The organism is Streptomyces sp. NPDC000345 (assembly GCF_042898825.1).
Lineage (GTDB): Bacteria > Actinomycetota > Actinomycetes > Streptomycetales > Streptomycetaceae > Streptomyces.
The window spans coordinates 49,383-73,207 of sequence record NZ_JBIAZE010000025.1 but is presented as its reverse complement, the minus strand read 5'-3'; the positions used below and the strand labels follow the sequence as shown (position 1 = coordinate 73,207).

At 73.5% G+C, this 23,825-nt stretch carries 20 protein-coding genes and 1 tRNA gene; 11 read left to right on the top strand and 10 right to left on the bottom strand.

The window, feature by feature from the left end:
- Positions 1–14: 14 nt before the first annotated feature.
- The 4 genes from ACFY30_RS38055 to ACFY30_RS38040 form a co-directional block, all read right to left on the bottom strand.
- Positions 15–1,331 carry an ABC transporter substrate-binding protein gene (locus ACFY30_RS38055; protein ID WP_390849721.1) on the bottom strand — a complete coding sequence of 439 codons (1,317 nt, stop codon included), beginning with the start codon at positions 1,329–1,331 and terminating at the stop codon, positions 15–17.
- A gap of 207 nt (positions 1,332–1,538) precedes the next feature.
- A complete protein-coding gene (locus ACFY30_RS38050; protein ID WP_390849720.1) occupies positions 1,539–3,011 on the bottom strand; it encodes a cellulose binding domain-containing protein in 1,473 nt (490 codons plus the stop codon).
- A gap of 235 nt (positions 3,012–3,246) precedes the next feature.
- Positions 3,247–4,617 carry a sensor histidine kinase gene (locus ACFY30_RS38045; protein WP_390849719.1) on the bottom strand — a complete coding sequence of 457 codons (1,371 nt, stop codon included), beginning with the start codon at positions 4,615–4,617 and terminating at the stop codon, positions 3,247–3,249.
- On the bottom strand, positions 4,614–5,321 hold the full coding sequence (locus ACFY30_RS38040) for a response regulator transcription factor (protein WP_390849718.1): 708 nt from the start codon (positions 5,319–5,321) through the stop codon (positions 4,614–4,616). The genes ACFY30_RS38045 and ACFY30_RS38040 overlap by 4 nt, the downstream gene beginning before the upstream one ends.
- 121 nt (positions 5,322–5,442) lie before the next feature.
- Between ACFY30_RS38040 and ACFY30_RS38035 the strand changes: the two genes are divergently transcribed.
- Positions 5,443–5,949, top strand: coding sequence for a hypothetical protein (locus ACFY30_RS38035; RefSeq protein WP_390849717.1), 507 nt, complete (start codon positions 5,443–5,445; stop codon positions 5,947–5,949).
- A gap of 109 nt (positions 5,950–6,058) precedes the next feature.
- Here ACFY30_RS38035 and ACFY30_RS38030 read toward each other — a convergent pair whose 3' ends face one another.
- Both ACFY30_RS38030 and ACFY30_RS38025 read right to left on the bottom strand, forming a co-directional pair.
- Positions 6,059–6,931 carry a spermidine synthase gene (locus tag ACFY30_RS38030; protein ID WP_390849716.1) on the bottom strand — a complete coding sequence of 291 codons (873 nt, stop codon included), beginning with the start codon at positions 6,929–6,931 and terminating at the stop codon, positions 6,059–6,061.
- 107 nt (positions 6,932–7,038) lie between these two features.
- On the bottom strand, positions 7,039–7,440 hold the full coding sequence (locus tag ACFY30_RS38025; RefSeq protein WP_390849715.1) for a hypothetical protein: 402 nt from the start codon (positions 7,438–7,440) through the stop codon (positions 7,039–7,041).
- A 266-nt stretch (positions 7,441–7,706) separates the two neighbouring features.
- Between ACFY30_RS38025 and ACFY30_RS38020 the strand changes: the two genes are divergently transcribed.
- Positions 7,707–9,203, top strand: a complete 1,497-nt coding sequence (locus ACFY30_RS38020; protein WP_390849714.1) for a hypothetical protein — start codon at positions 7,707–7,709, stop codon at positions 9,201–9,203.
- A gap of 115 nt (positions 9,204–9,318) precedes the next feature.
- Here the strand turns inward: ACFY30_RS38020 and ACFY30_RS38015 are convergent, their stop codons facing one another.
- On the bottom strand, positions 9,319–9,915 hold the full coding sequence (locus ACFY30_RS38015; protein ID WP_390849713.1) for a histidine phosphatase family protein: 597 nt from the start codon (positions 9,913–9,915) through the stop codon (positions 9,319–9,321).
- A 224-nt stretch (positions 9,916–10,139) separates the two neighbouring features.
- Here ACFY30_RS38015 and ACFY30_RS38010 point away from each other — a divergent pair, with 224 nt between their 5' ends.
- From ACFY30_RS38010 to ACFY30_RS37980, 7 genes are all read left to right on the top strand, one after another.
- Positions 10,140–11,141, top strand: a complete 1,002-nt coding sequence (locus ACFY30_RS38010; RefSeq protein ID WP_390849712.1) for a phosphatase PAP2 family protein — start codon at positions 10,140–10,142, stop codon at positions 11,139–11,141.
- The gene (locus ACFY30_RS38005) at positions 11,092–12,231 is read left to right on the top strand and encodes a hypothetical protein (protein WP_390849711.1); all 1,140 of its coding nucleotides are present in this window, start codon (positions 11,092–11,094) and stop codon (positions 12,229–12,231) included. Before ACFY30_RS38010 ends, ACFY30_RS38005 begins: the two co-directional genes overlap by 50 nt.
- A 43-nt stretch (positions 12,232–12,274) precedes the next feature.
- Entirely contained in the window at positions 12,275–13,864 is a 1,590-nt protein-coding gene (locus ACFY30_RS38000; protein WP_390849710.1) for a hypothetical protein, read from the top strand.
- Positions 13,861–15,201: an AAA domain-containing protein gene (locus ACFY30_RS37995; protein WP_390849708.1), complete on the top strand. Its 1,341-nt coding sequence runs from the start codon at positions 13,861–13,863 to the stop codon at positions 15,199–15,201. Before ACFY30_RS38000 ends, ACFY30_RS37995 begins: the two co-directional genes overlap by 4 nt.
- A gap of 82 nt (positions 15,202–15,283) precedes the next feature.
- On the top strand, positions 15,284–15,652 hold the full coding sequence (locus ACFY30_RS37990) for a hypothetical protein (protein ID WP_390660119.1): 369 nt from the start codon (positions 15,284–15,286) through the stop codon (positions 15,650–15,652).
- A 144-nt stretch (positions 15,653–15,796) separates the two neighbouring features.
- Entirely contained in the window at positions 15,797–16,369 is a 573-nt protein-coding gene (locus ACFY30_RS37985) for a bifunctional DNA primase/polymerase (protein WP_390849705.1), read from the top strand.
- Positions 16,360–16,433 (top strand) — tRNA-Lys (locus ACFY30_RS37980). Before ACFY30_RS37985 ends, ACFY30_RS37980 begins: the two co-directional genes overlap by 10 nt.
- Before the next feature lie 45 nt (positions 16,434–16,478).
- Here the strand turns inward: ACFY30_RS37980 and ACFY30_RS37975 are convergent.
- Positions 16,479–17,747, bottom strand: a complete 1,269-nt coding sequence (locus ACFY30_RS37975) for a M6 family metalloprotease domain-containing protein (RefSeq protein ID WP_390849704.1) — start codon at positions 17,745–17,747, stop codon at positions 16,479–16,481.
- 316 nt (positions 17,748–18,063) lie between these two features.
- Here ACFY30_RS37975 and ACFY30_RS37970 point away from each other — a divergent pair, with 316 nt between their 5' ends.
- Positions 18,064–19,911: a putative bifunctional diguanylate cyclase/phosphodiesterase gene (locus tag ACFY30_RS37970; RefSeq protein ID WP_390849703.1), complete on the top strand. Its 1,848-nt coding sequence runs from the start codon at positions 18,064–18,066 to the stop codon at positions 19,909–19,911.
- Between the two features lie 764 nt (positions 19,912–20,675).
- Here the strand turns inward: ACFY30_RS37970 and ACFY30_RS37965 are convergent.
- Together ACFY30_RS37965 and ACFY30_RS37960 are read right to left on the bottom strand one after the other, a co-directional pair.
- The gene (locus ACFY30_RS37965; RefSeq protein ID WP_390849702.1) at positions 20,676–21,818 is read right to left on the bottom strand and encodes an LLM class flavin-dependent oxidoreductase; all 1,143 of its coding nucleotides are present in this window, start codon (positions 21,816–21,818) and stop codon (positions 20,676–20,678) included.
- A 75-nt stretch (positions 21,819–21,893) separates the two neighbouring features.
- Entirely contained in the window at positions 21,894–22,637 is a 744-nt protein-coding gene (locus tag ACFY30_RS37960) for an aspartate/glutamate racemase family protein (RefSeq protein WP_390849701.1), read from the bottom strand.
- Between the two features lie 175 nt (positions 22,638–22,812).
- On the opposite strand from ACFY30_RS37960, the gene ACFY30_RS37955 reads away from it, so the two are divergent.
- The gene (locus ACFY30_RS37955) at positions 22,813–23,763 is read left to right on the top strand and encodes a D-2-hydroxyacid dehydrogenase (RefSeq protein ID WP_390849700.1); all 951 of its coding nucleotides are present in this window, start codon (positions 22,813–22,815) and stop codon (positions 23,761–23,763) included.
- The last annotated feature ends 62 nt before the right edge of the window (positions 23,764–23,825 follow it).

Sequence of the window (23,825 nt, the reverse complement as noted above, 5' to 3'; positions counted from 1 at the left end):
GGAAGGACCCTCGCTCACGAGGATGCGAAGATCGTCTTCTTCTGGCGCTCGATCGAGGTGAGCAGGCTGTCGATCCCCTTGGGGTCGCGGACGAACTTCTGCAGGGCCGGCTGCATCACCGTGGAGGTGAAGTCCGGGCGGCTGTCGCGGTCCATGAACTGCGTGAGGCTCTTCGCCCCGCTGATCATGTCGTACGCCTTCTTCTGCAGGGCGGTGTACGAGGAGGTGTCGGCCTTGCTGGAGGCGGCGACGACGCTGGAGTCGGCCTTGAGGTAGATCGACTCGGCCTCCGGGGTACCCAGGTACTCCAGGAGCTTGGCGACACCCTCCTTGTTCTTCGGGCTCTTGCTGACCATGAAGCCGTCGGTGGGCGCCTCGACGGTGTCCTGGCCGAACTCCGGGTTGATCTCCGGGAAGGCGAAGAAGTCCAGGTCGTCCAGGTCTGCCTTGTTCGTGAACTGCTGCGCCACGAAGGAGCCCAGCAGGTACATGCCCGCCTTCTTCGACACCAGCGTCTGGGCGGCGTCCTGCCAGGTGCGGCCGAGCGAGCCCTCCTGGTGGTACGGCAGCAGCTCGGCCCAGTGGTCGAAGGCGGCCTTCACCTTGGCGTCGGTCCAGGAGGCCTTGCCCGCCATCAGCTCGACGTGGAAGTCGTAGCCGTTCAGCCGGAAGTTGATCTGGTCGAAGGTGCCCATCGCCGGCCAGGCGTCCTTGTCGCCGAAGGCGATCGGGGTGAGCCCGTCCTTCTTCATCTGCTTGCACAGGGCGACGAGCTGGTCCCAGGTGGTGGGGACGGTGTAGCCGTGCTGCTCGAAGACGCTCTTGCGGTAGAAGAGCGCCCAGGGGTACGTGTACAGCGGCACGAAGTAGTACTTGCCGTCCGCGCCCTTGCTGAGCTTCTTCATCGCGTCGGGGAAGTTGTCCCCGATCTTCGCCCACACGTCGTCGATGGCGGTGGTGAGGCCCTTGGCCGCGAAGAACTGCATCCGGTAGCCGGCGAACCAGTTGAACACGTCGTCCGGGGTGCCCTGGAGGTAGGAGTTGATCTGCTCCTGGAACGTGTTGTGGTCCTTGGTGTTCACGTCGACCGTGATCCCCGACTGCTTCTTGAAGGCCGCGTAGATCTCGGCGAAGGCCTTCTTCGGGACCGCGTCGGACGCGTTGGAGCCGAGGGTGACCGTCTTCGGGTCGGAGGAGGTGCCGCTGCCGCCGCAGGCGGACAGCAGCGGTATGCCGGCACCGAGGACGGCCGCGCCGCCTATGCCGCGCAGGAGGGTGCGGCGGCTCGGGGAGGGGAGGGCGAGGCGGCCGGAGGGGGAGAGGTCGTGCATGTGCGGCTCCTGACAGCAAGGTTCGGCCATGAGGGCTGGCTGAAGACTTCCGGTCTTAATCGACCAGAAATCAACTTGACCGAACATCGGGTGGCGCAATAACAGCCGTATGTCCGGTCATGCGTCAAGAGCAGTCGGCTTCATTTGTCGAAACGTAATCGACACACCTTGATCGTCCGATTGATCACCTACGACCGACTCCCTTGATCACTTGAGGGCCGCGAACGCCTTCGAGAACGCGGAGTCGCCCTGGACGATCGAGCTGCAGGTGGCGTCTGCCTGGTTCTTGGCCCCGCCGGGGCACTGCCTGTCCCGCGTCGCCGACCACATCGACAGCCACGCGAGCCCCTTCGACTTCGCGAAGGCGACGAGCTGGGTGGCGTCCTCGACCTTGAAGACCTCGGTGGCGACGTCGTTCACCCCGATCATGGGGGTGACCGCGACCGCCTTCCAGGCAGCGCTGTCACTCAGCCCGAACACGCTCTTGACCTGTGCCTGCGTCGCGGTGGCCGCCTGTTCGGCATATGTGCCCATATCGCCGCTGTAAGCCGGACCGTAGTCCATGGCCATCACATTCACAGTGGCGACCTTCACACCGTTGGCCTTCGCGGTGGAGAGCAGACTCACTCCGTCCTGGGTCAGACCCTCGGGCATGACGGGGAGGGTGAAGGAGACGTCCAGCCCCGGATGCTGCTGCTGGAGCTTGGCGACGGCCTGCGCCCGGCGTGTGTTCGCCGCGGCGTTCGGCAGCGCCCCGCCCTCTACGTCGAAGTCGACCTTGGTGAGCCGGTAGGCGTCCACGACCTTCCCGTACGCCGCCGCCAGCGCGTCGGCCGAGGAGCAGGTGGTGGCCAGCTCCGAGCCGCTGGCGCCACCGAAGGAGACGCGGACGTCGCCGCCCTTGGCCCGCAGCGCGCCGATCTGGGACGCCACCCCGTCGGACGCGAGGTCGGTCACCCCGCCCCACTTCGGCGTGCAGCCGCCGCCGTCGGTCACGAAGGCCAGGTTGTAGTCCTTGACGCCGGTCGCGGCGGCGCTCGCGAGAAGGTCGAAGGCGGGGTGGAGGGAGGTGTCGACGTAGGGCGCGAAGCCGGCGGAGGCGGTGGTGCCCGTGCCGGGCCCGGCGCTGGTGCCGGGCCCGGGCCCGGGGTCGGCGCTCGTGCTCGTGCTCGGCGCGGGAGAGGCGGTGACCGTCCGGCCCGGCGTGGGCGTCGGGGACTGCGTGGGCCGCCCGCTCGGCTCGGGCGTGGCCCCCTGGTCCGCCGAGCACGCGGCCCCGTCGACGCGACAACCCACCGGATCCCCGGCCCCGTCGACCACGAACCCGACGGTGACCGACTCCCCCGCGGCCAGCCCGTCGGTGTCCCACTTCGGCGGGGTCACCGTGACGTGCCGGCCGCTCACCCGTGACTCGCCGTTCCAGAGAGAGCCGAGTCCCGAGCCCGACGGCAGATCGAACTCCAGCTTCCAGTCCGCCTTCGCGCCACCGCTGTTGTTGGTGACGACGTACTGCGCGGTGTACCCCGTGGACCAGTCACTGGTCCGGGTGTACGCGGCGCCGACCCCGGCCGCCTGCGCGGTCCCGGCGACGAGGACGGCCCCGCCGCCCACGACGGCCGCGGCGACGGCACCCCCGATGACCTTGTTCCTGCCACTGATCTTGCGCCGATGCGTGCTCATGACGTGCCTGCCTTCACTGCTCAGGGGTGGGGTGCGGCAGCACGCTAGCGAGCCCGAAGGGGGCAAAACGCCTGATACGGGCGGGGGTTGGGGATCTTAGGGCGCGCTTAAGCAAGGCATCGGGGGCGGTTAAAGGTCGAGCCCCGTCAGGCGTCCCCGGACGTCCAGCCGTTCCCGCCCGCGGGGTTCACGCGCATCGCCATCGAAGTCGATCTCCCCGCGCCGCTCTCCGGCGTCACCGGACCAGTACCCGTCTGCGGCGGCGGACGGTGCCCCGGTGTCCTCTGCGCACGGGCTCGCGGCCGTCCAGCTGTATCCAGATCCGCACCTCGGTGCCGCCCAGCACCGACGAGCCGATGCGCACGTCCCCGCCGGTGGACTCCGCGAGGCGGCGGACGATGTCCAGGCCGAGGCCGGTCGAGCCCTCGCTGCCCGAACCGCGGCCGCGGGCCATCGCCGCCTCGGGGTCGGGGATGCCGGGGCCCGCGTCGGAGACCAGGACGATGACCGCGTCCTCGCCGTTGTGCACGTCGACCGCGAAGGCGGTGCCCTCCGCGGTGTGGCGGAAGACGTTGCCGAGGAGGGCGTCCAGGGCGGCGGCCAGGTCGGCGCGGGCCACGGGTATGCGGACCGGGCGGTCGACACCGGCCGTGCGGACCTTGCGGCCCTCGTCCTCCGCGAGCGCCGACCAGAACGCCATCCGCTCCCGGACCACTTCGGCCGCGTCGCAACCGGCGCCGGGCCCGAGGGCCGTCGTCTGCGGCTTGGCCTCCCGAGCCGTGCGGATGATCGCGTCGACCTCGCGCTCCAGCTGGGCCACCGCCGTCCGGGTCTGCTCGGCCGCCGGGGAGTCGCCGAGCGAGGCCGCGTTGAGCCGGAGCACCGTCAGGGGGGTGCGCAGACGGTGGGACAGGTCGGCCGCCAGCTCACGCTCGTTCGCGAGGAGTTGCACCACCTGGTCGGCCATCGCGTTGAACGCCACCGCCGCCAGGCGCAGTTCGCTCGGGCCCTCCTCCGGGACCCGGGACCCCAGCTTCCCCTCCCCCAACTCTTGCGCCCCCTCGACCAGTCGTCGCGCCGGCTGCACCATCCGCACGCCCAGCCGGTCGGCGACCGCGACCGAGCCGACGACCAGCGCGACCCCCACGGCGGCCAGCACCGCCCACGCCGTGCCGACCCCGTTGGTGACCTCGGACTCGGGGACGTACACCTCGATGACCACGGTCCCCAGGCTCAGCGCGACCGGCTGGAGCAGCGCGGAGCCGCCGGGCACCTCGGCGGTGGAGACGCGGCCCAGCTTCCGCACGGCGGCGATGTCGGCGTCGGCGGCACGCTGTCGGCCCAGGTCGACGGCGGTCCGGCCGTCGCCCGCCGGCAGGTGCACGGCCATCCCGTCGTCCGAGCCGGCGGAGGCGACCACCCGCTCCAGCTGGTCCCGGTCGGTGGTGATGGACAGGGCCGGGACCAGCACGGCGGCCTCCCGCTCGGCGTTGGAGAACGCGCGGTCGCGGGCCATCTCCTTGACGACGAGACCGAGGGGGACGGCGAAGGCGACCACGACCATCGTGGTGACCGCCAGACAGACCTTGACCAGTGCCCATCTCATCGCGCCGGCCCCGCTTCCCCCGGTGGTTCGAGCTTCACGCCGACGCCCCGCAAGGTGTGCAGATAGCGGGGCCGGGCCGCGGTCTCCCCCAGCTTCCGCCGCAGCCAGGACAGATGGACGTCGATGGTCTGGTCGTCGCCGTAGGACTGCTGCCACACCTCGGCGAGCAGCTCGCGGCGCGGGACGACGACACCCGGGCGGCCCGCCAGGAAGGCCAGCAGGTCGAACTCGCGGCGGGTGAGGTCGAGGCGTACGCCGTCCAGGTCGGCCTGGCGGCGCAGCGGGTCGACGGTCAGACCGCCGACCCTCAGGACGCTGGAGGGCGCGGCCTCCGCGGCGCCCGACCGAGACCGCCGCAGGACCGCCGCCATCCGCGCCGACAGGTGCTCCACCGAGAACGGCTTGGTCAGATAGTCGTCCGCGCCCGCGTTCAGCAGGCGGACGATCTCCGTCTCGTCGTCGCGTGCGGTGGCGATGATGACCGGCACGTCGGTGAGGCCGCGCAGCATCTTCAGGGCCTCGGAGCCGTCCAGATCGGGCAGTCCGAGGTCCAGGATCACCACGTCGAACCGGAAATGGGCGACCTCGCGCAGCGCCTCCAGCGCCGTCCCGACGCTGCGCACCAGGTGCGAGGCGTCGGTCAGATGCCGGATGAGCGCCGAGCGGACGAACTGGTCGTCCTCGACCACGAGCACACTTGCCATGCGCCGCACCGTACGCCATGCCGAGGAGCCCGGCCGGGGCCTGTGGACAACTCCCCTTCCGTGGACGACCGGTGGGCCGCCCCTGCGACACCCGTGGGGCGGGTGAGGCAAGATGGCCGCGATGCGCAGAGGACTCGTACACGTACTGGCCTGGTCGCTCGCCACGGGCGCGGCGGTCACGCTGTCGTGGTGGGGTGTCCACACGGTGATGGCGGGCACGGCCTACGACCCTCCGCGGGCCCTGCCGCTGACGGCGGGGGAGGCGACCTCGGCCACCCGGAACTCCGGGCCCCTGCCCTCCCCCAGCGCCAGCCCGTCCTCCTCGCCCACCCCGTCCCGGTCGGTCCCGTCCCCGAAGCCGAGCCGCACGCCCGTCGCCCCGGACCCGTCGGAGAGCGCCTCCTCCGGCACCGTCAAGAGCTACGAGACCGACGGCGGCCGGGTCGTCCTCGACCTGGACCGGACCTACGCGACCCTCGTGTCCGCCACTCCTGCGGCCGGCTGGTCGGTCCAGGTGTGGAAGACGGAGTCCTGGATCCGGGTGGACTTCTCCTCGGGCGCGCAGCGGGTCTCGGTCTTCTGCACCTGGCACGACGGTCCGCCCCGGGTCGACGTACAGACGTTCTGACAGCCGGAACCCAACAAAACCCACCACGCCGGGCCCGCCGGCCGGGCCCGCCCCGTGTCTTCGGTACGGTCCGCCGGACAGTCGTCGGTGCGATACCGCCGGACAAGCCCTAGCGGAACACCGACGGCGGTGGCGCCGGGGAGGCGACCGCGGCGGCGTCCGTCACCGGGACGGCACCCCCGGTGAAGTCGGTCAGTGCCCTGCCGTGCTCGACCCGGCCGGGGTGCGGGTCGGAGGCGGCCCGGCGGGTCAGTTCGGCGACCGGCAGGGGGAGGTCGGAGGCGAGGAGCACGGCGTTGCCGAACCGTTTCCCCCGGAGCACGGTCGGGTCGGCGACCAGGGCGAGCTCGGCGAAGCGGGCGGCGGCCGTGGCGATCTGGCCGCGCAGATGGGCCAGGGGCGGGCCGTCGGCGACGTTGGCGGCGTAGAAACCGCCGGGCTTCAGCGCCCTGCGGACCTCGTCGAGGAACTCGGCCGAGGTGAGGTGGGCGGGGGTGCGGGCGCCGCTGAAGACGTCGGCGACGACGAGGTCCGCCCATCCGTCCGGCACCTTGCCGAGCCCTTCCCGCGCGTCGGTCGACCGGACCCTGATCCGCGCCCCCGGGTCCAGGGGAAGTTCCCGGCGCACCAGCCGGACGAGGGCCGCGTCCCGCTCGACGACCTGCTGGGTGGAGCGGGGGCGGGTGCCGGCCACGTACCGGGCGAGCGTGAACGCGCCGCCCCCGAGGTGGACGACGTGCAGCGGCCGGCCGGGGGGTGCGGCGAGGTCGACGACATGGCCGAGACGGCGCTGGTACTCGAAGGAGAGGTACGCCGGGTCGTCGAGGTCGACGTGCGACTGCGGCGCACCGTCGATGAGCAGCGTGAAGGCGCGCGCCCGGTCCCGGTCGGGCAGGAGCTGCGCGAGTCCGCCGTCGACGGCCTCGACGACGGCAGCCGCGTCGGCGCCGCGCTCACGCCGGGTGTTCCTGGACTTCGCCATGGGGGCATCTTCGCAGGCGGCGGGGTCTCCGCGCGCACCCCCGGCGGAGGTCCGGCGCCCTGCGTCTGCGGCCCTGCGTAAGTGGGGGAGCCGGCCCGCGGGCGGGCTCACCGGCAGCTGTCCGCCGCCTCGATCATCCGTGCCGCCTCGCCCAGCGCCCGCCGCAGCACCGCCGGGTCCGTCGCGAGGTCCGCCTCACCGGGCGGCACCAGCCAGTCCGGGCCCTCCACCGGGGGCCCGGGGTCGGGTCTCAGCCGGTGCCCGTCGGTCTCCGTGCAGATGCTCCCCGGGACGTCCCAGGCGGCCGCGGTGCCCAACGGCACCAGGAAGCAGAGGGTGTCGTCGCCGTCGTCGTGCAGGACCGGTCCCACCGTCTCCCCCGCGCCCCGGCGCAGGATGTCGACCGCCTCCAGCCCCTGCCGGGTCGGCACCGTCACGAGGTCGCACCCCGTGCCCGACGGCACCGCCGCCGACGGCGTACGAGGATCGTTGCTCTGGCTGGTGTCCATCCCGGCCTCCACCGCGCAGCCCGCTTGTCGTCCACAGCATTCAACGCACCACCGCGTCAACGGCTACGGCGGAAGTCAGCCACAAAGGATGGCAGTTCATGGCAGATCCGGGATGAGAAATCCGGTTTGTAGCCAAACACAGCATGGCGGGCCGAACGCAGCAGGTACGTTCTTGCTCGCCGGACATCAGGGTGATCACCGCCGAAATGCGGTGAACTCATCCTGATCCCGGCATGGTTCGACGGTTCGCACGAGAGGACCCGGCCATGGCGTCGTCAACGGTGACCCCACCCCGGCCCAACCGGCCACCACGGCCCAACCTCGCCTTCCGGCACCTGCGTGGACAGCGCTCGCCGGCCGAGTTCGCCGCACTGGTACGACGGGCCGCGCGCGAGATCGGCGAGCGGGTCAGCTGCGACGCGCGCTACATCGGGCGGGTCGAGGCGGGGGAGATCCGCTGCCCCAACTACGCGTACGAGCGGGTGTTCCTGCACATGTTCCCCGGCCGCACGCTCACCGACCTGGGGTTCGCGCCCCGCGCGTCGGTCCGCGGACGCGGGGCCCGTGGCGCCGACGACGCGCCCTGCGCGCACCTCACGACCCCGGCGCTCACCCTCGGTGAGGCGCGGGAGGCCGGTGAGACAGGCGGGGCGTGCGAACCGTATGACACGCAGGACCCGTACGACACGCACCACAACCACGAGGAGAGCGACGTGCTGCGTCGCGCATTCATGACCGGCGGAGGCGCCACGGTGGCCGCCGCCTCGCTGGGCCCGCTGGGGCTCGGGCTCCCCCACTCCCGGCTTCGCGCGAGCGGGGAGACCCCCTTCGCCCCGGCGGCGGAGCGCCGTGCGCGCCGCGTCGGGTCGAGCGAGGCGGGCGCCCTCGAAGAAGCGGTCCGCAGGATCCGCCTGCTGGACGACCGGCACGGCGCCGACGGCCTCTACCGGCGCGCGGCCGCCCCGCTGCGCGCGGCCTACGCACTCCTCGACGCCGGCACCACCCGGCAGGCCACCGCCGACCGGCTGCACTCGGGGGCCGGGGAACTCGCGATCTCCGTGGGCTGGCTGGCGCACGACTCGGGCCGCTTCGACGACGCCCGCTCGCACTACGCGGAGGCCCTCGCCACCGCGCGGGTGACCGGCGACGAGGCGCTGGAGGCGCACGCGTTCTGCAACACCTCGTTCCTCGCGCGCGACGCGGGGCGCCCCCGCGAGGCGGTGCGCGCCGCGCAGGCCGCCCAGCGCGTCGCACGTCCCCTGGGCTCACCGCGTCTGATGTCGCTGCTCGCGCTGCGCGAGGCGGGCGGCTGGGCCGGGCTCGCCGACCGGGCCGGCTGCGAACAGGCCCTGGTCCGGGCGCACGCCCTCTACGAACGGGGCTCCTTGGACACCGATCCCGAGTGGATGAGCTTCTACGGCGAGGCCGAGCTGGCGGGTCTCGAGGCGCAGTGCTGGTCCACGCTGGGCGACTGGACGCGTGCGGCACGGCACGCCAGGCGGGCGGCGGATCTGCAGGACCCGCACTTCACCCGCAACATCGCGCTGTACACCGCCGAGCTGGCGGACGACCTGGCCCGGGGCGGCCGGCCCGACGAGGCCGCGGTGGCCGGGATGCGGGTGCTGGACCTGCTGGGCCAGGTCCAGTCGTCGCGGATCCAGGGGATGCTGGCGGGCACGGCGAGGGTGCTGGCGCCGCACCGGCGGGCGAGCGGGGTGCAGGAGTTCCTGGAGAGACACGCGTCGTCGCCGCGTCAGGCGTGACCGCGGGCAGCCGGGCCGCTGGGGCGAAGGGGTGCCCCTCCGGGAGAGGCGCGGCGGCACCCCGCCGGCGCGGGCAGACGAACCCGACCCCCCGGCGGCGACGAGTGAGCGTCCGTCACCCCGCCAGGTGCCCCGAGTCGTTCCAGCTCTCGATGGCCGGCTCTCCGTAGGCCCACCCCAGCACCGACAGCGACGTCGGATTCAGCCGGATCCGCGCCGCGAAGTCCAGCGGCAGCCCCAGCCACCGCGCCCCGATGGACCGGAGGATGTGCCCGTGCGCGAAGACCAGGACGTCCCGGTCGGCCGACCGCGCCCAGGCGACGACCTCGTCCGCGCGGGCGGTCACCTCGGCCAGGGACTCCCCCTCGGGAACGCCGTCGCGCCAGATGAGCCAGCCGGGCCGGGCCTCCTGGATGCGGGCCGGGGTCATGCCCTCGTACGCGCCGTAGTCCCACTCCATGAGCGTGTCCCAGCGCTCGGCCCGCTCACCGAAACCGGCGAGTTCGCACGTCTCGCGCGCGCGTGCCAGCGGGCTGGTGCGCACCTCGACGTCCGGGAGCCCGTCGAACGGCGCCCGGTGCAGCCGCTCGCCGAGCAGTTTCGCCCCCCGCCGCCCCTCCTCCAGAAGGGGCACGTCGGTCCTGCCGGTGTGCTTTCCGGACAGCGACCACTGCGTCTGTCCGTGCCGGGCCAGCAGGATGCGCGGTGCCATGGGGGACCTTTCCGGGGAAACCCTGGGACGGATCAGGGAAGAAAACAGAGGCGGAACCCCTCCATCATCGCTCACCCTGAGACGGGGCAACCCGGCGGGCGATCCCAGCGTCTTTGAGGGCCGGGGGCGCCCCGAGAGGGCGCGCACATACGCCGTAAAGTGACACGTCCCGCGCCACGGGAACCGCAGCGACCAGTCAGCGACACGAAGGGGGAGGCGATCGGATGCCGCAGACCGAGACACCGGGCACCGAGGCGGCCCCGAGGATCCGGCTGCGGTGGTGGACCGAGCTGCCCCTGATCCTGCTGGTGTACGCCTGCTACTCGGCGGGCCGGCTGCTCGCGCGCGGGGACGTCGGCACCGCCGTCGACCACGGCCTGGCGATCCTGCGCATCGAGAAGGTCCTGCACATCAACGCCGAGCACCCGCTGAACCGCCTGTTCCGAAGCGAGGCGTGGATCGGCGTCCCGGCCGACTTCTGGTACGCGTCGCTGCACTACCTGGTGACCCCGGTGATCCTGGTCTGGCTGTTCCGCTCCCGCTCCCTGCACTACCGGGCGGCCCGCACCTGGCTGATGGCGTCCACGTTCATGGGGCTCATCGGCTTCACCCTCCTGCCCACCTGCCCGCCCCGCCTGCTCTCGGCGGAGCACGGCTTCGTGGACACGATGGCCCAGTACAGCTCGTGGGGCTGGTGGGGAGGCGAGGCGAGCGCACCGCGCGGGCTCGGCGGGATGACCAACCAGTACGCGGCCATGCCGAGTCTGCACGTGGGCTGGTCCCTGTGGTGCGGAATCATGCTGTGGCGCCACGGCCGCACACGCGCGGCGAGGACGGCGGCCGTGCTCTACCCGCTGCTGACGACGATCGTGGTGATGGGCACCGCGAACCACTACTTCCTCGACGCGGTCGCGGGCGCGGCCGTGATGGCGGCCGGGCTGCTGCTGACGCCGCTGGTGACGCGGACCTCGGACCGGCTCCGGACGGCGTTCGCGGCCCGTGTCCCCGCCCTCTCGGCGTCCCTCTCGGGAGGTGCCCCGTCCCCGGCCGCGGCCGCCGTCACGGTGGACTCCCGGGGCACACCTGCCTCGATTGTCAGTGGCGGATGCCAGACTTCGACGGGTGAGCGAATTCCATGGCAGCGCGAGTCACGGTTCGGGCCAGGAACCGACCCGGGTGCCTCCCCCTCGGACGCGGGGGACGGCGCTCCGGCGGCGGCTCGCTGAGCTGCGCGGCCCCGACGTACCGGCCAAGGCGCTGGACGCCCGTGCCCTCGCGGCCCTCGCCGCGAACCCCGGCTGCAAGCGCCGCGCCATCCTCGACGGCGCCGGGGTGAACAAAGCGGCGCTGGCGGGGGCCCTGGGCTCCCCGGCGGCCTTCGGACAGTCCCAGTTCGCCCTCACCCGGGGCAACGCGTTCGAGGCGAAGGTGAAGGCGGACGGCGGCGCGGAGCTGCTGCGGCTGGTCCACGAGCGGCTGGACCCCGGCGCCGAGCCGCCCGCCACCGCGAGCACCCCCGACCTCGCCGCCGCGGGCCCCGAAGGCCGCACGGCGCGTACGGCGCTGGCGCTGCGCGAGGCCACCGAGCACGCCCTCGGCACCTGGACGTTCCTCGACCACCCGATGCTCGCCCTCGACGTCGCCGGCTCCCCGGCCTTCCTGGAGCCGGACGCGGTCGTGGTGCACCCGGACGGCAGCTGGACGGTCGTGGAGATCAAGTCCTTCCCGATGCTGGACGGTTCGGCGGACCCGGCGAAGGTGGGCGCCGCCGCCCGCCAGGCCGCCGTGTACGTGCTGGCCCTGGAGGAGGTCGCCGCCCGCCTCGACCCGGCGCCCAAGGTCCGCCACCGGATCCTCCTCGTCTGCCCCAAGGACTTCTCCAACCTGCCCACCGCCTCCGCCGTGGACATCCGCAAGCAGCGCGCGGTCACCAGCCGCCAGCTGGCCCGGCTCACCCGCATCCAGGACATCGCCGACGCCCTCCCCCAGGGCACCTGCTTCTCCCCCGAGCTGCCCGCCGAGCAGCTCACGGCGGCCGTCGAGTCCGTGCCGGCGACCTATGCGCCGGAGTGCCTGGCCGCCTGCGAGCTGGCGTTCCACTGCCGAGACCGCTCCCGCGGGGCCGGCGCCGTGACCACGCTGGGCCGCTCGGTCCGCGCCGACCTGGGCGGCCTGACCACCGTCGAGGACGTCCTGGCCGCCGCGCGCGGCGAGAGCGGCGACCCGGACGACCCGGCGGTGGCGGCGCTCCGGAGAGCGGCCGCGCTGCGCGCCGAGGCACTGGGCCGTGTGACGGCGGGAGGTACCGCCCGGTGACCCTCGCCGTCCGTCGCCGGGGCGCCCGCCCGGAGGTGCCCCCGTGTCGCTGATCGCCACCCTCGCCCGCCTCGAGGCCGTGGCCACCGGCCGCGCCCAGCCCGCCGCCACCGTCCGGCACCGGCATCTGTCCGGCCGGCCGCTGGTCCTCGTGCCGCTCACCACCGCCGGTGAGGCCGGCGCCCCGCTCGGCGCACTGGTCGGCACCGACCGGGACGCGCCGCGCCTGCTCGTCGTACCGCAGCCCCGCGACCGCGACCTCAGGTTCGCGTTCCTGGCCGAACTGGCCGACGTCGTCCTGCCGTACATCGACTCCCACGCCGAGGCCGTGGAGGCCGCCGAGCGCAACGAGACCGACCCGGAGACCGGCAAGCGCGTCAAGGTCGAGGTCGAGCTGTGCGCCGACGCCCCCCAGCTGATCGTCCCGAGCCGCGCGGGCGTCGACTACGTACGCCTCCTGGGCCGCTCCATGCGCTTCCGGCGTACGGCGGAGCAGGACCCGGAGACGCCGCATCCGGCGCCTCCGCGCGTGCCGCTGCTCGGCCGGTGGCTGACGCACTTCGGGGAGCGGGCCCGGGTGCCCGGCTCGTCGCTGCTCCTCGCGCTCACCGAGGTGCTCGGCCGGCACTGGGCGACCGGGCAGTCCACCCTGGAGGACCAGCACCTGGGGGCGCTGCTCGCCTGGATCGACCCGCCGGAGGGCGAGCGGGGCGATGAGGCCGCCCAGCGGGCGGAGCTCGCCCGGGACGCCGCCGGGCAGTTGCTGTGCCCGCCGGCCGGTCCGGCCACCGACCCGGCCTTCGACAACAAGCTGCTCGCCCCGGCCATCGAGCGCTATGACCGCGCGCGCACCGCCCTCGCGGCCGCGGAGGACGGCCTGGAGGCCGACGGCCGGCTGGGCGCGCTGACCGCCGCCGAGCAGGAGATCCGTGACCTGGTGCTGAGCCGGACGCTGCCCACCTGGGAGGCGGTGTGGCGGGGCCTCGACCTGCTGCGGGAACTGCCCGAGGGGGCGCATGTCGAGGAGCGGTGGACGCGCGACCGCTGGTCGTTCACCGGCCACCGCGACCGGGTCGTGGCGGGGGAACCCCCGCAGCCGCGCCGCGACGACGCGGTGACCGCCGCGAACAAACTGGCGACGCGCGAGCGTGAGCAGGCCCGGCTCGAAGCCCAGGAGGCCCTGGACGACCCGCTGGTGATGGCGGGGCGGCGGCTGGCCGGGGAGGCGTTCGCGGGCGAGGTCGTCGACGTCGTCATGGCGTACAGCGAGAGCAAGCGGCCCAGCCCGCGCCCGCTGGTCACCGTCCGCACGGACGACCGGCCGCATCTCGGGGAGCGGGCGAAGGTGTACCGGTCGCTGGGCGGGAAGCCGCAGGCGGCCGAGTTCGTGGAGCAGGCGGACGAGGGCCTGGTGGTGCTGCGCGTCGTCGACAGGATGGGGCGCGGCAAGGAGCCCGAGGAGGGGTCGGTGCCCGAGAAGGGCGATCTGCTGTGCTTCACGCTCTTCGAGCACGAGCAGCGCGGCGGCGCCCGGCTGCCCGACCCGGAGGAGACGCCGTGGACGCACGGCGGACCGCCCGGCGAGCAGACGCCCGAAGCCCCCGACTCCGTCACCCAGGAGGACCTGCTGTGACCACCGAGGCCGTCTTCGACCCCGGTACCGCCGCGACCCGCGCCACCGACGCGATCCTGCGCGACACCTTGCACGGCACCGCGCGCGGGGTGGTCGTCGACTCCCCGCCGGGCGCGGGCAAGTCCACGCTCGTCGTCCGGGCGGCACTGGAACTCGCCGACGCGGGGCGCCCGTTGATGGTGGTCGCGCAGACCAACGCGCAGGTCGACGACCTGGTGCTGCGGCTCGCCGAGAAGAGCCCCGAGCTGCCGGTGGGCCGGCTGCACAGCAGCGACGCCGACCCGTACGACAAGGCGCTGGACGGGCTGCCGCAGGTGAGGAAGTCGGCCAAGGCCGGGGAGCTGGCCGGCCTTCCGGTCGTCATCTCCACGGCGGCCAAGTGGGCGCATGTGAAGGTCGACGAGCCGTGGCGGCACGCGATCGTGGACGAGGCGTACCAGATGCGGTCGGACGGGCTGCTGGCCGTGGCCGGGCTGTTCGAGCGGGCGCTGTTCGTGGGCGACCCGGGGCAGCTGGACCCGTTCGCGATCGTGGGCAGCGAGCAGTGGGCGGGCCTGTCGTACGACCCGTCGGCCTCGGCGGTGACGACGCTGCTGGCGCACAACCCGCAGCTGCCGCAGCACCGGCTGCCGGTGTCCTGGCGGCTCCCGGCGTCGGCGGCCCCGCTGGTCTCGGACGCCTTCTACCCGTACACCCCGTTCCGCAGCGGCACCGGCCACGGCGACCGCCGACTGGCCTTCGGTGTCCCCTCGGACGGCTCCGGTCCCGACCGGGTGATCGACGAGGCGGCGGAATCGGGCTGGGGACTGCTGGAGCTGCCCGCGCGGCACACGCCCCGGACGGACCCCGAGGCGGTACGGGCGGTGGCGACGGTCGTACGGCGGCTGCTGGACCGGGGCGGCGCGGCCGTCTCCGAGCGCTCGCCGGAGCCGACGCCGCTGACCGCCGGCCGGATCGCCGTGGGCACCGCGCACCGCGACCAGGCGGCGGCCGTGCGGGCGGCGCTGGCCGAGCTGGGCGTCCAGGACGTCACGGTGGACACCGCGAACCGTCTCCAGGGGATGGAGTTCGACGTCACGGTGATCCTCCACCCCCTCTCCGGCCGCCCCGACGCCACCGCCTTCCACCTGGAGACGGGCCGCCTGTGCGTCCTGGCCTCCCGGCACCGGCACGCGTGCGTCGTGGTCTGCCGGGCGGGGGTGAGCGACCTGCTGGACGACTATCCGTCGACGGAGCCGGTCCAGCTGGGCACGCTCGTGAAGTTCCCGGACGGATGGGAGGCGAATCACGCGGTGCTGGCGCATCTCGGGGAACATCGCGTGGCGTGGAAGCCTTGAGACTCCGGGGCCGACGGCCTCTTGCGCCACCGGGGGACAATGGAAGGCGGTCGGCATCCGAACCGTACGAGGAGGAGAAGACATGGCGGAGCCCACGCCGCGTCGGAACGAACCGCGGCTACGCCCCGCGCCCCTGCTCTTCGAGCCGGCGGAGGCGGCCGGTGATCCTGAGCACTTCTTCGATCTGGAGTCGATCGACGACCCGGGCGCGCTGCTCGCGCGCGCGACGGAGCTGACGGTGGCGTTCCAGGCGGCGGCCGACCGGGCGGTGGAGTTCCAGGCCGTCGCGGCGGCCCAGCTCGCCGATCCGCGCCGGTTCGACCGGCTGACACCGGCGGACATCGCCGAGCGGGCCGAGTGGACCGAGGACTACGCCAAGAAGATGGTCGAGTTCGGCCGGGATCTGCTGCGCGGGGACGTGGAGGGCCGGGGGCACGTCGACCCGGTGTGACGTGTGGGACGCGTGGGACAGGGGTGACCGCACAACCTCACCCGGCATATGCCAGGCGGGCAAGATACTCGCCCTCCCGGCCCCCTGTCCCGCTTTTCGGCAACTCTCGGGAATCGCCTCCTCACAGCCGGTAGACCGGTCGGCATGAGCAGCGCATGTGTCACCGCGGACGGCGCCGTCTGGCTGGCCTCCGCCGGAACGTATCCGCGCAGCACCCTCGCCCTCTGGGACGAGCGGCCGCACGCCCCGGTCGTGCTGCCCTGCGGCTCGGTGTTCGACGTCGTCAGCGCGCCCGCGATGTTCGGGCGGCTGATGCTGGACCGGCTGTGGGACGAGGGGCCGGGCTCGGGACCGGTGGCGGCGTTCCGCGGGCGGATGCTGATGTTCGCCGCGCCGGGCACGGCCCAGCGGCTGCCCTCCCTGCTGGATTGGGAGGAGTGGGGCGCCCACGGCCGGCGGGACGGCCGTACGGGATCCGTGCCGCCGCTGCTGTGCCACGGCACCGGGGACGCGGTGACCGTGCCCGCGCTCACCCCGGCGCGGGAGCACGGCCCCACCCGCTGGGTGGTCGCCCCGGACTGCCGTCAGCCCTGGCTGCCGGGCCCCGAGGTACTGCTCTGGGCGGCCGTCCGGGCGGCCCGCGCGGCCGTGCGGATATCGATTTTTCCTCCCGCCGACCAGGATGCTAAGGTCTACGACGTCAGCAGGCGCCGCTAGCTCAGTTGGTTAGAGCAGCTGACTCTTAATCAGCGGGTCCGGGGTTCGAGTCCCTGGCGGCGCACAGACGGCAAAGGCCCCTCGCGAAAGCGGGGGGCCTTTCGCATGTCTAGGACCTGGGCCCGGTGATCTTCACCGTCCAGGCTCCGGAGGGGGTGCGGTCCTCCACTTCCACGCGCACGTCGTCGCCCGGGACCGTGAAGGTCTCGCCGAGGGCGACCGGGGCGTCGGCGAGGGGCGGATAGACGGAGGACTCCCAGCAGGCCTCGGTGCCGGGGTGGGCGTCGATCACCTCGACCGGACCGCGGCCGGACTGGGCGTCGCTGCTGACGCGGTAGACGAGGATGCCGGCGCGGCAGGCCGCGTGGTCGTTGCCGACGGGCCCGCGCGCCTCGAAGGCGAGGGCGGTGCCGGGGCCGGTGCGGACCACGGCCAGTTTGACGCCGTCGCCGAGCCCGAACGCGGGTGCGCCGGAGGCGTCGGCGACGGGGACGCCCGGTCCGGCGCCGAGCGGTTCCAGGGTGAGCCGGGTCGGCTCCGCGCTCCACACGCACACCACCTGGCGCGGCGCCAGCCAGCCCAGCTTCCACTTGTGCCAGGCGAAGAGATCCGGGGCGAGGCCGAACTGGCTGCCCATCAGGTCCCAGTCGCCGACGTAGGTGTCCCAGTCCCCCTTGCCGTCGACCGGGCGGTGGTAGAGGTCGGGCAGGTCGAAGACGTGCCCGGTCTCGTGGGCCAGCACGAGCCGGTCCGGGGGGTGCTTCTCGAAGACCGTGACGACACGGCGGATGTCCGTGCCGTCGGCGTGCAGGGGCACCTCCAGGTTGACGACCTTCGTGGCGTCCGAGTCCACGCCGGGCGCGTCCGGGTCGGCGACGAAGTACACGACGTCGTAGCGGGAGAAGTCGACCTCGCCGTCCGCGGCGGCGAGGGCGTCGTGCAGGTAGGCGGCGCGGCGCTCGGCGTTCCAGTCACGCTGTATGGCGTACGCGGTGGACGGCTTCGGCATGCCGATCCAGTGCTGCAGGGGGTGCGCGCGCAGGGCGAACCTGCCGTAGGAGGCCTCTTCGAAGAAGCGGCTGGTGGCCGGGAAGTGGTCGGCGGCCAGTTCGGCGGGGGTCGTCGCCGGGGCCCCGTCCGGGAAGGACAGGAAGATCATCACCGCGTCGAGGGCGCGGGTGGGGCGCGGGTAGGCGGTGTTCCAGGTGTCGAGGCCCTCGGAGTGGTGGGCGTCGGTGCGCTCCAGCGCGCAGGGCTCGGTCGAGAAGGGCTCCGCGATCGAGGGGCCGGTGCCCAGGGAGATCGCGGCGAGCGCCGACAGGGTGGTGCACATGGCCGCGGTGGTGCGCAGCCGGGGGCGCGGGAAGAGTCGCGGCACTTCGGACCTCCGGGGGCGGTTCACGGGACACCGCCCTCAGCCTGTGGGAATTTGTCCCACTACGCCCTGTTTGCCTGCCCCGGAAGAGTGAGGAGGGGGAAAGCGGGCATCAATTCCGACACCCCCGGAATTCTCACGGAACGTCACAAGCGGTCGGCCGCCCGCAGAACCGGTCCACCTGCGGGCAGAAACGATCTGTCAGAAGGGTGGGGTGTTCCGGGACACTGGGCAGTGGCTGCGCAACTCCGGGGGCAGCATCTATGATCGGCACACTTTCCTGCCAGGACAGCGATCGAGTGCACTGCGGGAGCGAGCGGTGAGCGGAACGTCCGAAGGGCCGACGCCCGCGGCAGACCTCGACCGGTCCGCCGTCACGGAGCGTGACAGTCAGGCAGCTACTTGTGCGGAGAGCCTGGAGGGATCCGACCCCCCGGCCTACCGTTCCGTGTTCGCGGCTGCGCCCCTCGCCATGGCCCTCGTCGATCGCGAGGGCCAGGTCGCGGATGCCAACCAGGCGCTCGGCGACCTGCTCGGCGGCGAGGGCGCGGGCCTGGTCGGGCGGGTCGCCGCCGATCTGCTCGACCTCGCCTCCGACGCCCGCACCTGGCACGCCTATCGCGAGGTGCTCGGCGGCCGGCAGGCGAAACTGCGCTGCATCCGGCGCCTGAAACACCCCGACGGGCGCTCGCTCTGGGCGCAGGTCACCGTGTCCCCGCTGGACGACGGCATGCCCGGGGTGCTGCTGTCGGTCGCCGACGTCAGCGACCGCCGCGACCTCGAGGCGAGGCTGCGGCACCTGCAGATGCACGATCCGGTGACCCGGCTGCCCAACCGCACCCTGTTCTTCGAGCGGGTGTCGGCCGCGCTGGAGGCGGAGTCGTACGAGCAGAGCGGAACCGGCCGGATCGGCCTGTGCTATCTCGACCTGGACGGCTTCAAGGCGGTCAACGACACTCTCGGCCATCGTGTCGGCGACCGGCTGCTCGCCGCCGTCGCCGACCGGCTCACGGACTGCGCCAAGGAGGCCGGGCAGAACCGGCCGAGCGTGCCGCTGGTGGCCAGGCTGGGCGGCGACGAGTTCGCCCTGCTGGTGGAGGACTCCACGGGCACCGAACAGCTCGCCGACCTCGCCGAGTCCGTGCTGAAGTCGCTGCAGGCGCCGTTCGACCTGTCCGGGCAGCGTATGAACGTCTCCGCGTCGATCGGGGTCGTCGAGCGGCACGCGGCCGGGACCACCGCGACCGGTCTGATGCAGGCCGCCGACACCACGCTGTACTGGGCGAAGGTGGACGGCAAGGACCGCTGGACGCTGTTCGACCCGGAGCGCAACGCGCATCTGATGACCAGCCAGGCCCTCGCCTCCACCCTCCGGCCCGCCATCGAACGCGGTGAGTTCCGCCTGGAGTACCAGCCGCTGGTCGGCATGGCGGACGGGCAGCTGCGCGGGGTCGAGGCGCTGGTGCGCTGGGACCACCCCCGGTTCGGCTCCCTGCCGCCGAATCGGTTCGTCGCGCTGGCCGAGGAGGACGGCTCGATCGTCCCGCTCGGCCGCTGGATTCTGGCCACCGCCTGCCGTCAGGCCCGCGCCTGGCAGCTGGACCGCCCGGACGAGCCGCCGCTGTTCGTCAGCGTCAACGTGGCGGTCCGTCAGGTGTGGGACTCCGACCTGGTCGCTGACGTGGCGGAGATCCTCGCGGAGACGGGCCTGCCCCCGCATCTGCTCCAGCTGGAGCTCACCGAGTCGGCGGTCATGGGCTCGGCCGGACGGCCGCTGCAGGCCCTGCAGGCGCTCAGCGACATGGGCGTGCACATCGCCATCGACGACTTCGGGACCGGCTACTCCAACCTCGCCTATCTGAGCAGGCTGCCGGTGTCGGTGCTCAAGCTGGACGGGTCGTTCGTGCGCGGCTTCCAGTACGAGGGCACGGGCGCGGCGCCCAATCCGGCCGACGAGGTCGTCGTCGAGGCGATGATCGACCTCGCCCACCGGCTCGGACTGACCGTCACCGCCGAATGCGTGGAAACCGCCGCCCAGGCCAACCGCCTGCGCAGCATCGGCTGCGACACCGGGCAGGGCTGGCTGTACTCCCGCGCGGTGTCCCCGGACCGCATCTCCGAACTACGAGCCTCGGGCCCGGACCGCCAGGCGGTCGGCAACCCGTAGGCCCGGGGCGGGCGCGCGGTCGGCGTCCCGTAGGCCCGGCGGGCCGTAGGCCCGGCGGGCCGTAGGCCCGGGGCAACCCGTAGGCCCGGGGCGGGCACGCGGACGGTATCCCGCAGGCCCGGGGCGGGGAGGCCGACGGCAAACGGGAAGCCACCGGATCGGCCGGCGGAAGGATACCCGGGGGCGCCGGTTCGGCGCGCGACCGGCGAGCCGGGAGCGCCGGGAAGCGAAGGGGGCTGGGCACTCCATGGGCGCCGGTCGGTCGGGCGCCCGGCGGCCGGAGCCGGCAGCGCACCACCCACCCGGCAAACCAGCAGTCCCAGGACATCAGGCGCGCACGGCGATCCAGGCCCGCACCTCCCCCGGGGACGGGTCGCCCTCGTGCCGCGAAAGGCACCGGACTGGCCGTCACCCGGCGACCGGAGCCGCCGACTCGCCAGACACGGCGCCCGGGAACCCGTTGACCGCCCTTCGTCCGGCGCGCCCGGCAACCCCGCAGTCACCCGCCGATCGTCCGGCGCGGCGCCCGGGAGCCCGGTGGCCGCCCGATTGTCCGGCGCGGCGCCCGGGAACCCACTGGCCGCCCGTCCGGCGCGGCGCCCGGGAACCCGTTGGCCGCCCGATCGGCCGGCGCGCCCGGCCGCCGCAGCCGCCGGTTCGGCAGGCGGACGGCAGGCGGACGGTCGTCGGCCGGCTGCCGAGACGGTGGGCGGTCTCGGCCGTCCGCGGCCGTCCCACCGGTGGGCGGCGTATCGCGCCGGGCGTCAGGTGGTGGGCAATCCGTAGGCGTTCGCGACGAGTTCGTAGGAGCGCAGGCGCAGTTCGCCGCGGTGGGCGTGACTGGTGAGCATCAGTTCGTCGGCGCCGGTGCGCTTGTGCAGGTCGTCGAGGCCGGTGCGGACCTCGTCGGCGGTGCCGTGGACGATGTTGGCCGTCCAGGAGTCGACGAACTCCCGCTCCAGCTCGCTGAACCGGTGGGCCTCCGCCTCCTCGGGGGAGGGGAAGAGACCCGGGCGGCCGGTGCGCAGCCGGACCATGTTCAGCCCCGTCGCCAGGACCTGCCGGCGGGCCTCGTGTGCGTCGTCGGTGGCGAGGACGGAGACGCCGATCAGGGCGTAGGGCTCGGAGAGCACCGCGGAGGGACGGAACGACTGCCGGTACAGGTCGAGGGCCGGAACGGTGTTCTGCGCGGAGAAGTGGTGCGCGAAGGCGAAGGGCAGACCGAGGAGTCCGGCCAGGCGGGCGCTGAAGCCGGAGGAGCCGAGCAGCCAGACCGGCGGGCGGTGCCGGGACTGGACGCCTCCGGGGGAGGTCGCCTGGACGGGGCCGGGCACGGCGTGGACACGGCGGTAGGGGTGCCCGTCGGGGAAGTCGTCGTCCAGGAAACGGATCAGCTCGGAGAGCTGTTCGGGGAAGTCGTCCGCGCCCTCGTTCAGGGTGTCCGTACGACGCAGGGCGGCCGCGGTGGCCCCGTCGGTGCCGGGGGCGCGGCCGAGGCCCAGGTCGACGCGGCCCGGGGCGAGCGCCTCCAGGGTGCCGAACTGTTCGGCGATGACGAGGGGCGCGTGGTTGGGCAGCATGACGCCGCCCGAGCCGAGCCGTATGCGGTCGGTGTGGGCGGCGAGGTGGGCGAGGATCACCGCGGGCGAGGAGGAGGCGACGCCCGGCATCGAGTGGTGCTCGGCGACCCAGTAGCGGTGGAAGCCGCGGGACTCGGTGAGCCCGGCGAGGTCGACGCCGGTGCGCAGGGCGTCCGTGGCGGTGCGGCCGGAGCCGACGGTGACCAGGTCGAGGACGGAAAGGGGGGTGGGGGCGCTGCCGAGGGCGGCGCCCCGGATCCCGTCCGAGGCCGCCCGGTCCCGTACCGTTCCGGCAGCCGTCTCGTCCGCCAACTCGTCTGCCGCCACGGGGGCCTCCTGTTCTCGGGCTTGCGCTGTCCGCACCCGGCTAACAGGAGGGTGTCCCCGTTTATTCCCGGCCGCTCACACCTGCACGATCGGCTCCCTGGTGAACAGCGCGCCCAGCCCCGGCGCGTTCACGCGGCGGTCCGTGAGCCGCAGCGCCTCCCAGACGGTCACCTGGTTGGCGGTGAGGACGGGCTTGCCCAGCTCCTTCTCCAGGGCGGGGACGCAGGCGACGGTGTGCAGGGCGGTGTCGGGCAGCAGGACCGCCTCGGCGCCGGCGTCGTCGGCGGCCCGTGCGAGGGCGAGCACCTCCGCCTCGCCGAGGGCGCCGGCCTCGGCCGCCGTGGCGATCCCGGCGCTGTGCACCGCGGTCACCTCCACGCCGCCAGCCCGCAGGAACTCCGCGAACCGGGCGGCCACCTCCCGCGGGTACGTCGCCCCGACGGCGACCCGCGCCGCCCCCAGCTCCCGCGCCGCGTGCACGAAGGCGAAGGAGGTGGAGGAGGCCGGCATCCCGGCGGTCGTGGCCAGGGTGCGCACCTGGTCGTGGGCGCCCTCCCAGCCGTAGCCGAAGCTGCCGCTCGTGGAGGCCCACACGACGGCCTCGGCGCCCGACAGGCGCAGTCGTTCGACGGCCGCGGCGATCCGGTGGGGGGCGCCCAGCCGCAGCAGCGCGTCCCCCTGGTGCGCGTCCTCGGCGAGGTCCGTACCGGGGTCCGTGCGGACGAGGTCCACCCGGATGTCACTGCCCAGGAGCTGCTCGATTCGGGGGTAGTCGTCCTCGGCCGAGTGGCCCGGGTGGAGAAGTCCGAGTGCGGTCATGTCCAGCCTTCCTGCTGCTGCTGTTCTTCCGGCAGTACCCGGGTACCCAGTCGGCGCAGCCCACCGTCGGCATCCTCACCTGGTTGGCGGTCCGGCCGTGTTGACGGTCGTGGGCGGGGGTGCGACCGTGTTCCGTCCGCGCACGTCAGGCCCTTGGTCACGGAGAAGGCACCGGATGGCCGCCGTTCCCACGCTCCTCGTCCTCGACGCCGATCCCCTCCCCCGCCTCGGCCGTCTCACGGGCCGGGTGCGGGTGCTGCACTGCGACGGCGCGGCGCTCGGCGAACTCCTGCCGGGGGCCGATGTGCTGCTCGTGTGGGACGTCACCTCGCACGCGGTGCGCGCCGCCTGGCCGGGCGAGGGGCCGCGGCCCCGCTGGGTGCACACGGCGAGCGCCGGCGTGGACCATGTGATGTGCCCCGAGCTGGCCGCGTCCGGCACGGTGGTGACGAACGCCCGGGGCGTCTTCGAGGAGCCGGTCGCCGAGTACGTCGCCGCCCTGGTCCTGGCGATGGCGAAGGACCTGCCGCGCACCTGGGAACTCCAGGGGCGCGGCGAGTGGCGGCCCCGGGAGAGCCGGCGGGTGGCCGGCACCCGGGCCGTGGTCGTCGGGTCGGGCCCGGTCGGCCGGGCGATCACCCGTGTCCTCAAGGCGCTCGGCATGACCACCGCGCTCGTCGGCCGCGTCCCGCACACCGGCATCCACGGCCCCCAGGACCTGGACCGTCTCCTCGCCCGCGCCGACTGGGTGGTCGCGGCCGCCCCGCTCACCGAGCAGACGTACGGCATGTTCGACGTCCGCCGCTTCGGCGTGATGCAGCCGTCCGCCTGTTTCGTGAACGTCGGCCGCGGTGGTCTGGTCGTCGAGGAGGCGCTCGTACGGGCGTTGCGCAGCCGGTGGATCGCGGGTGCCGCCCTGGACGTGTTCGCCACCGAACCCCTCCCTCCCGACAGCCCGTTGTGGCAGGTCCCGGGCCTGCTGGTGTCCCCGCGCATGAGCGGCGGCACGGTCGGCCGGCACGACGAACTCGGCGCGCAGTTCGTGGAGCTGTTCGAGCGGTGGGCGGCGGGCAGACCGCTGAAGAACGTGGTCGACAAAGAGCGCGGATACGTGCCCGGCCGCTGACTCTCCCCACATTCTCCTCACAGGACGCTCCCGCATAACTCGGATGGCCCCGGGTAGCCGCG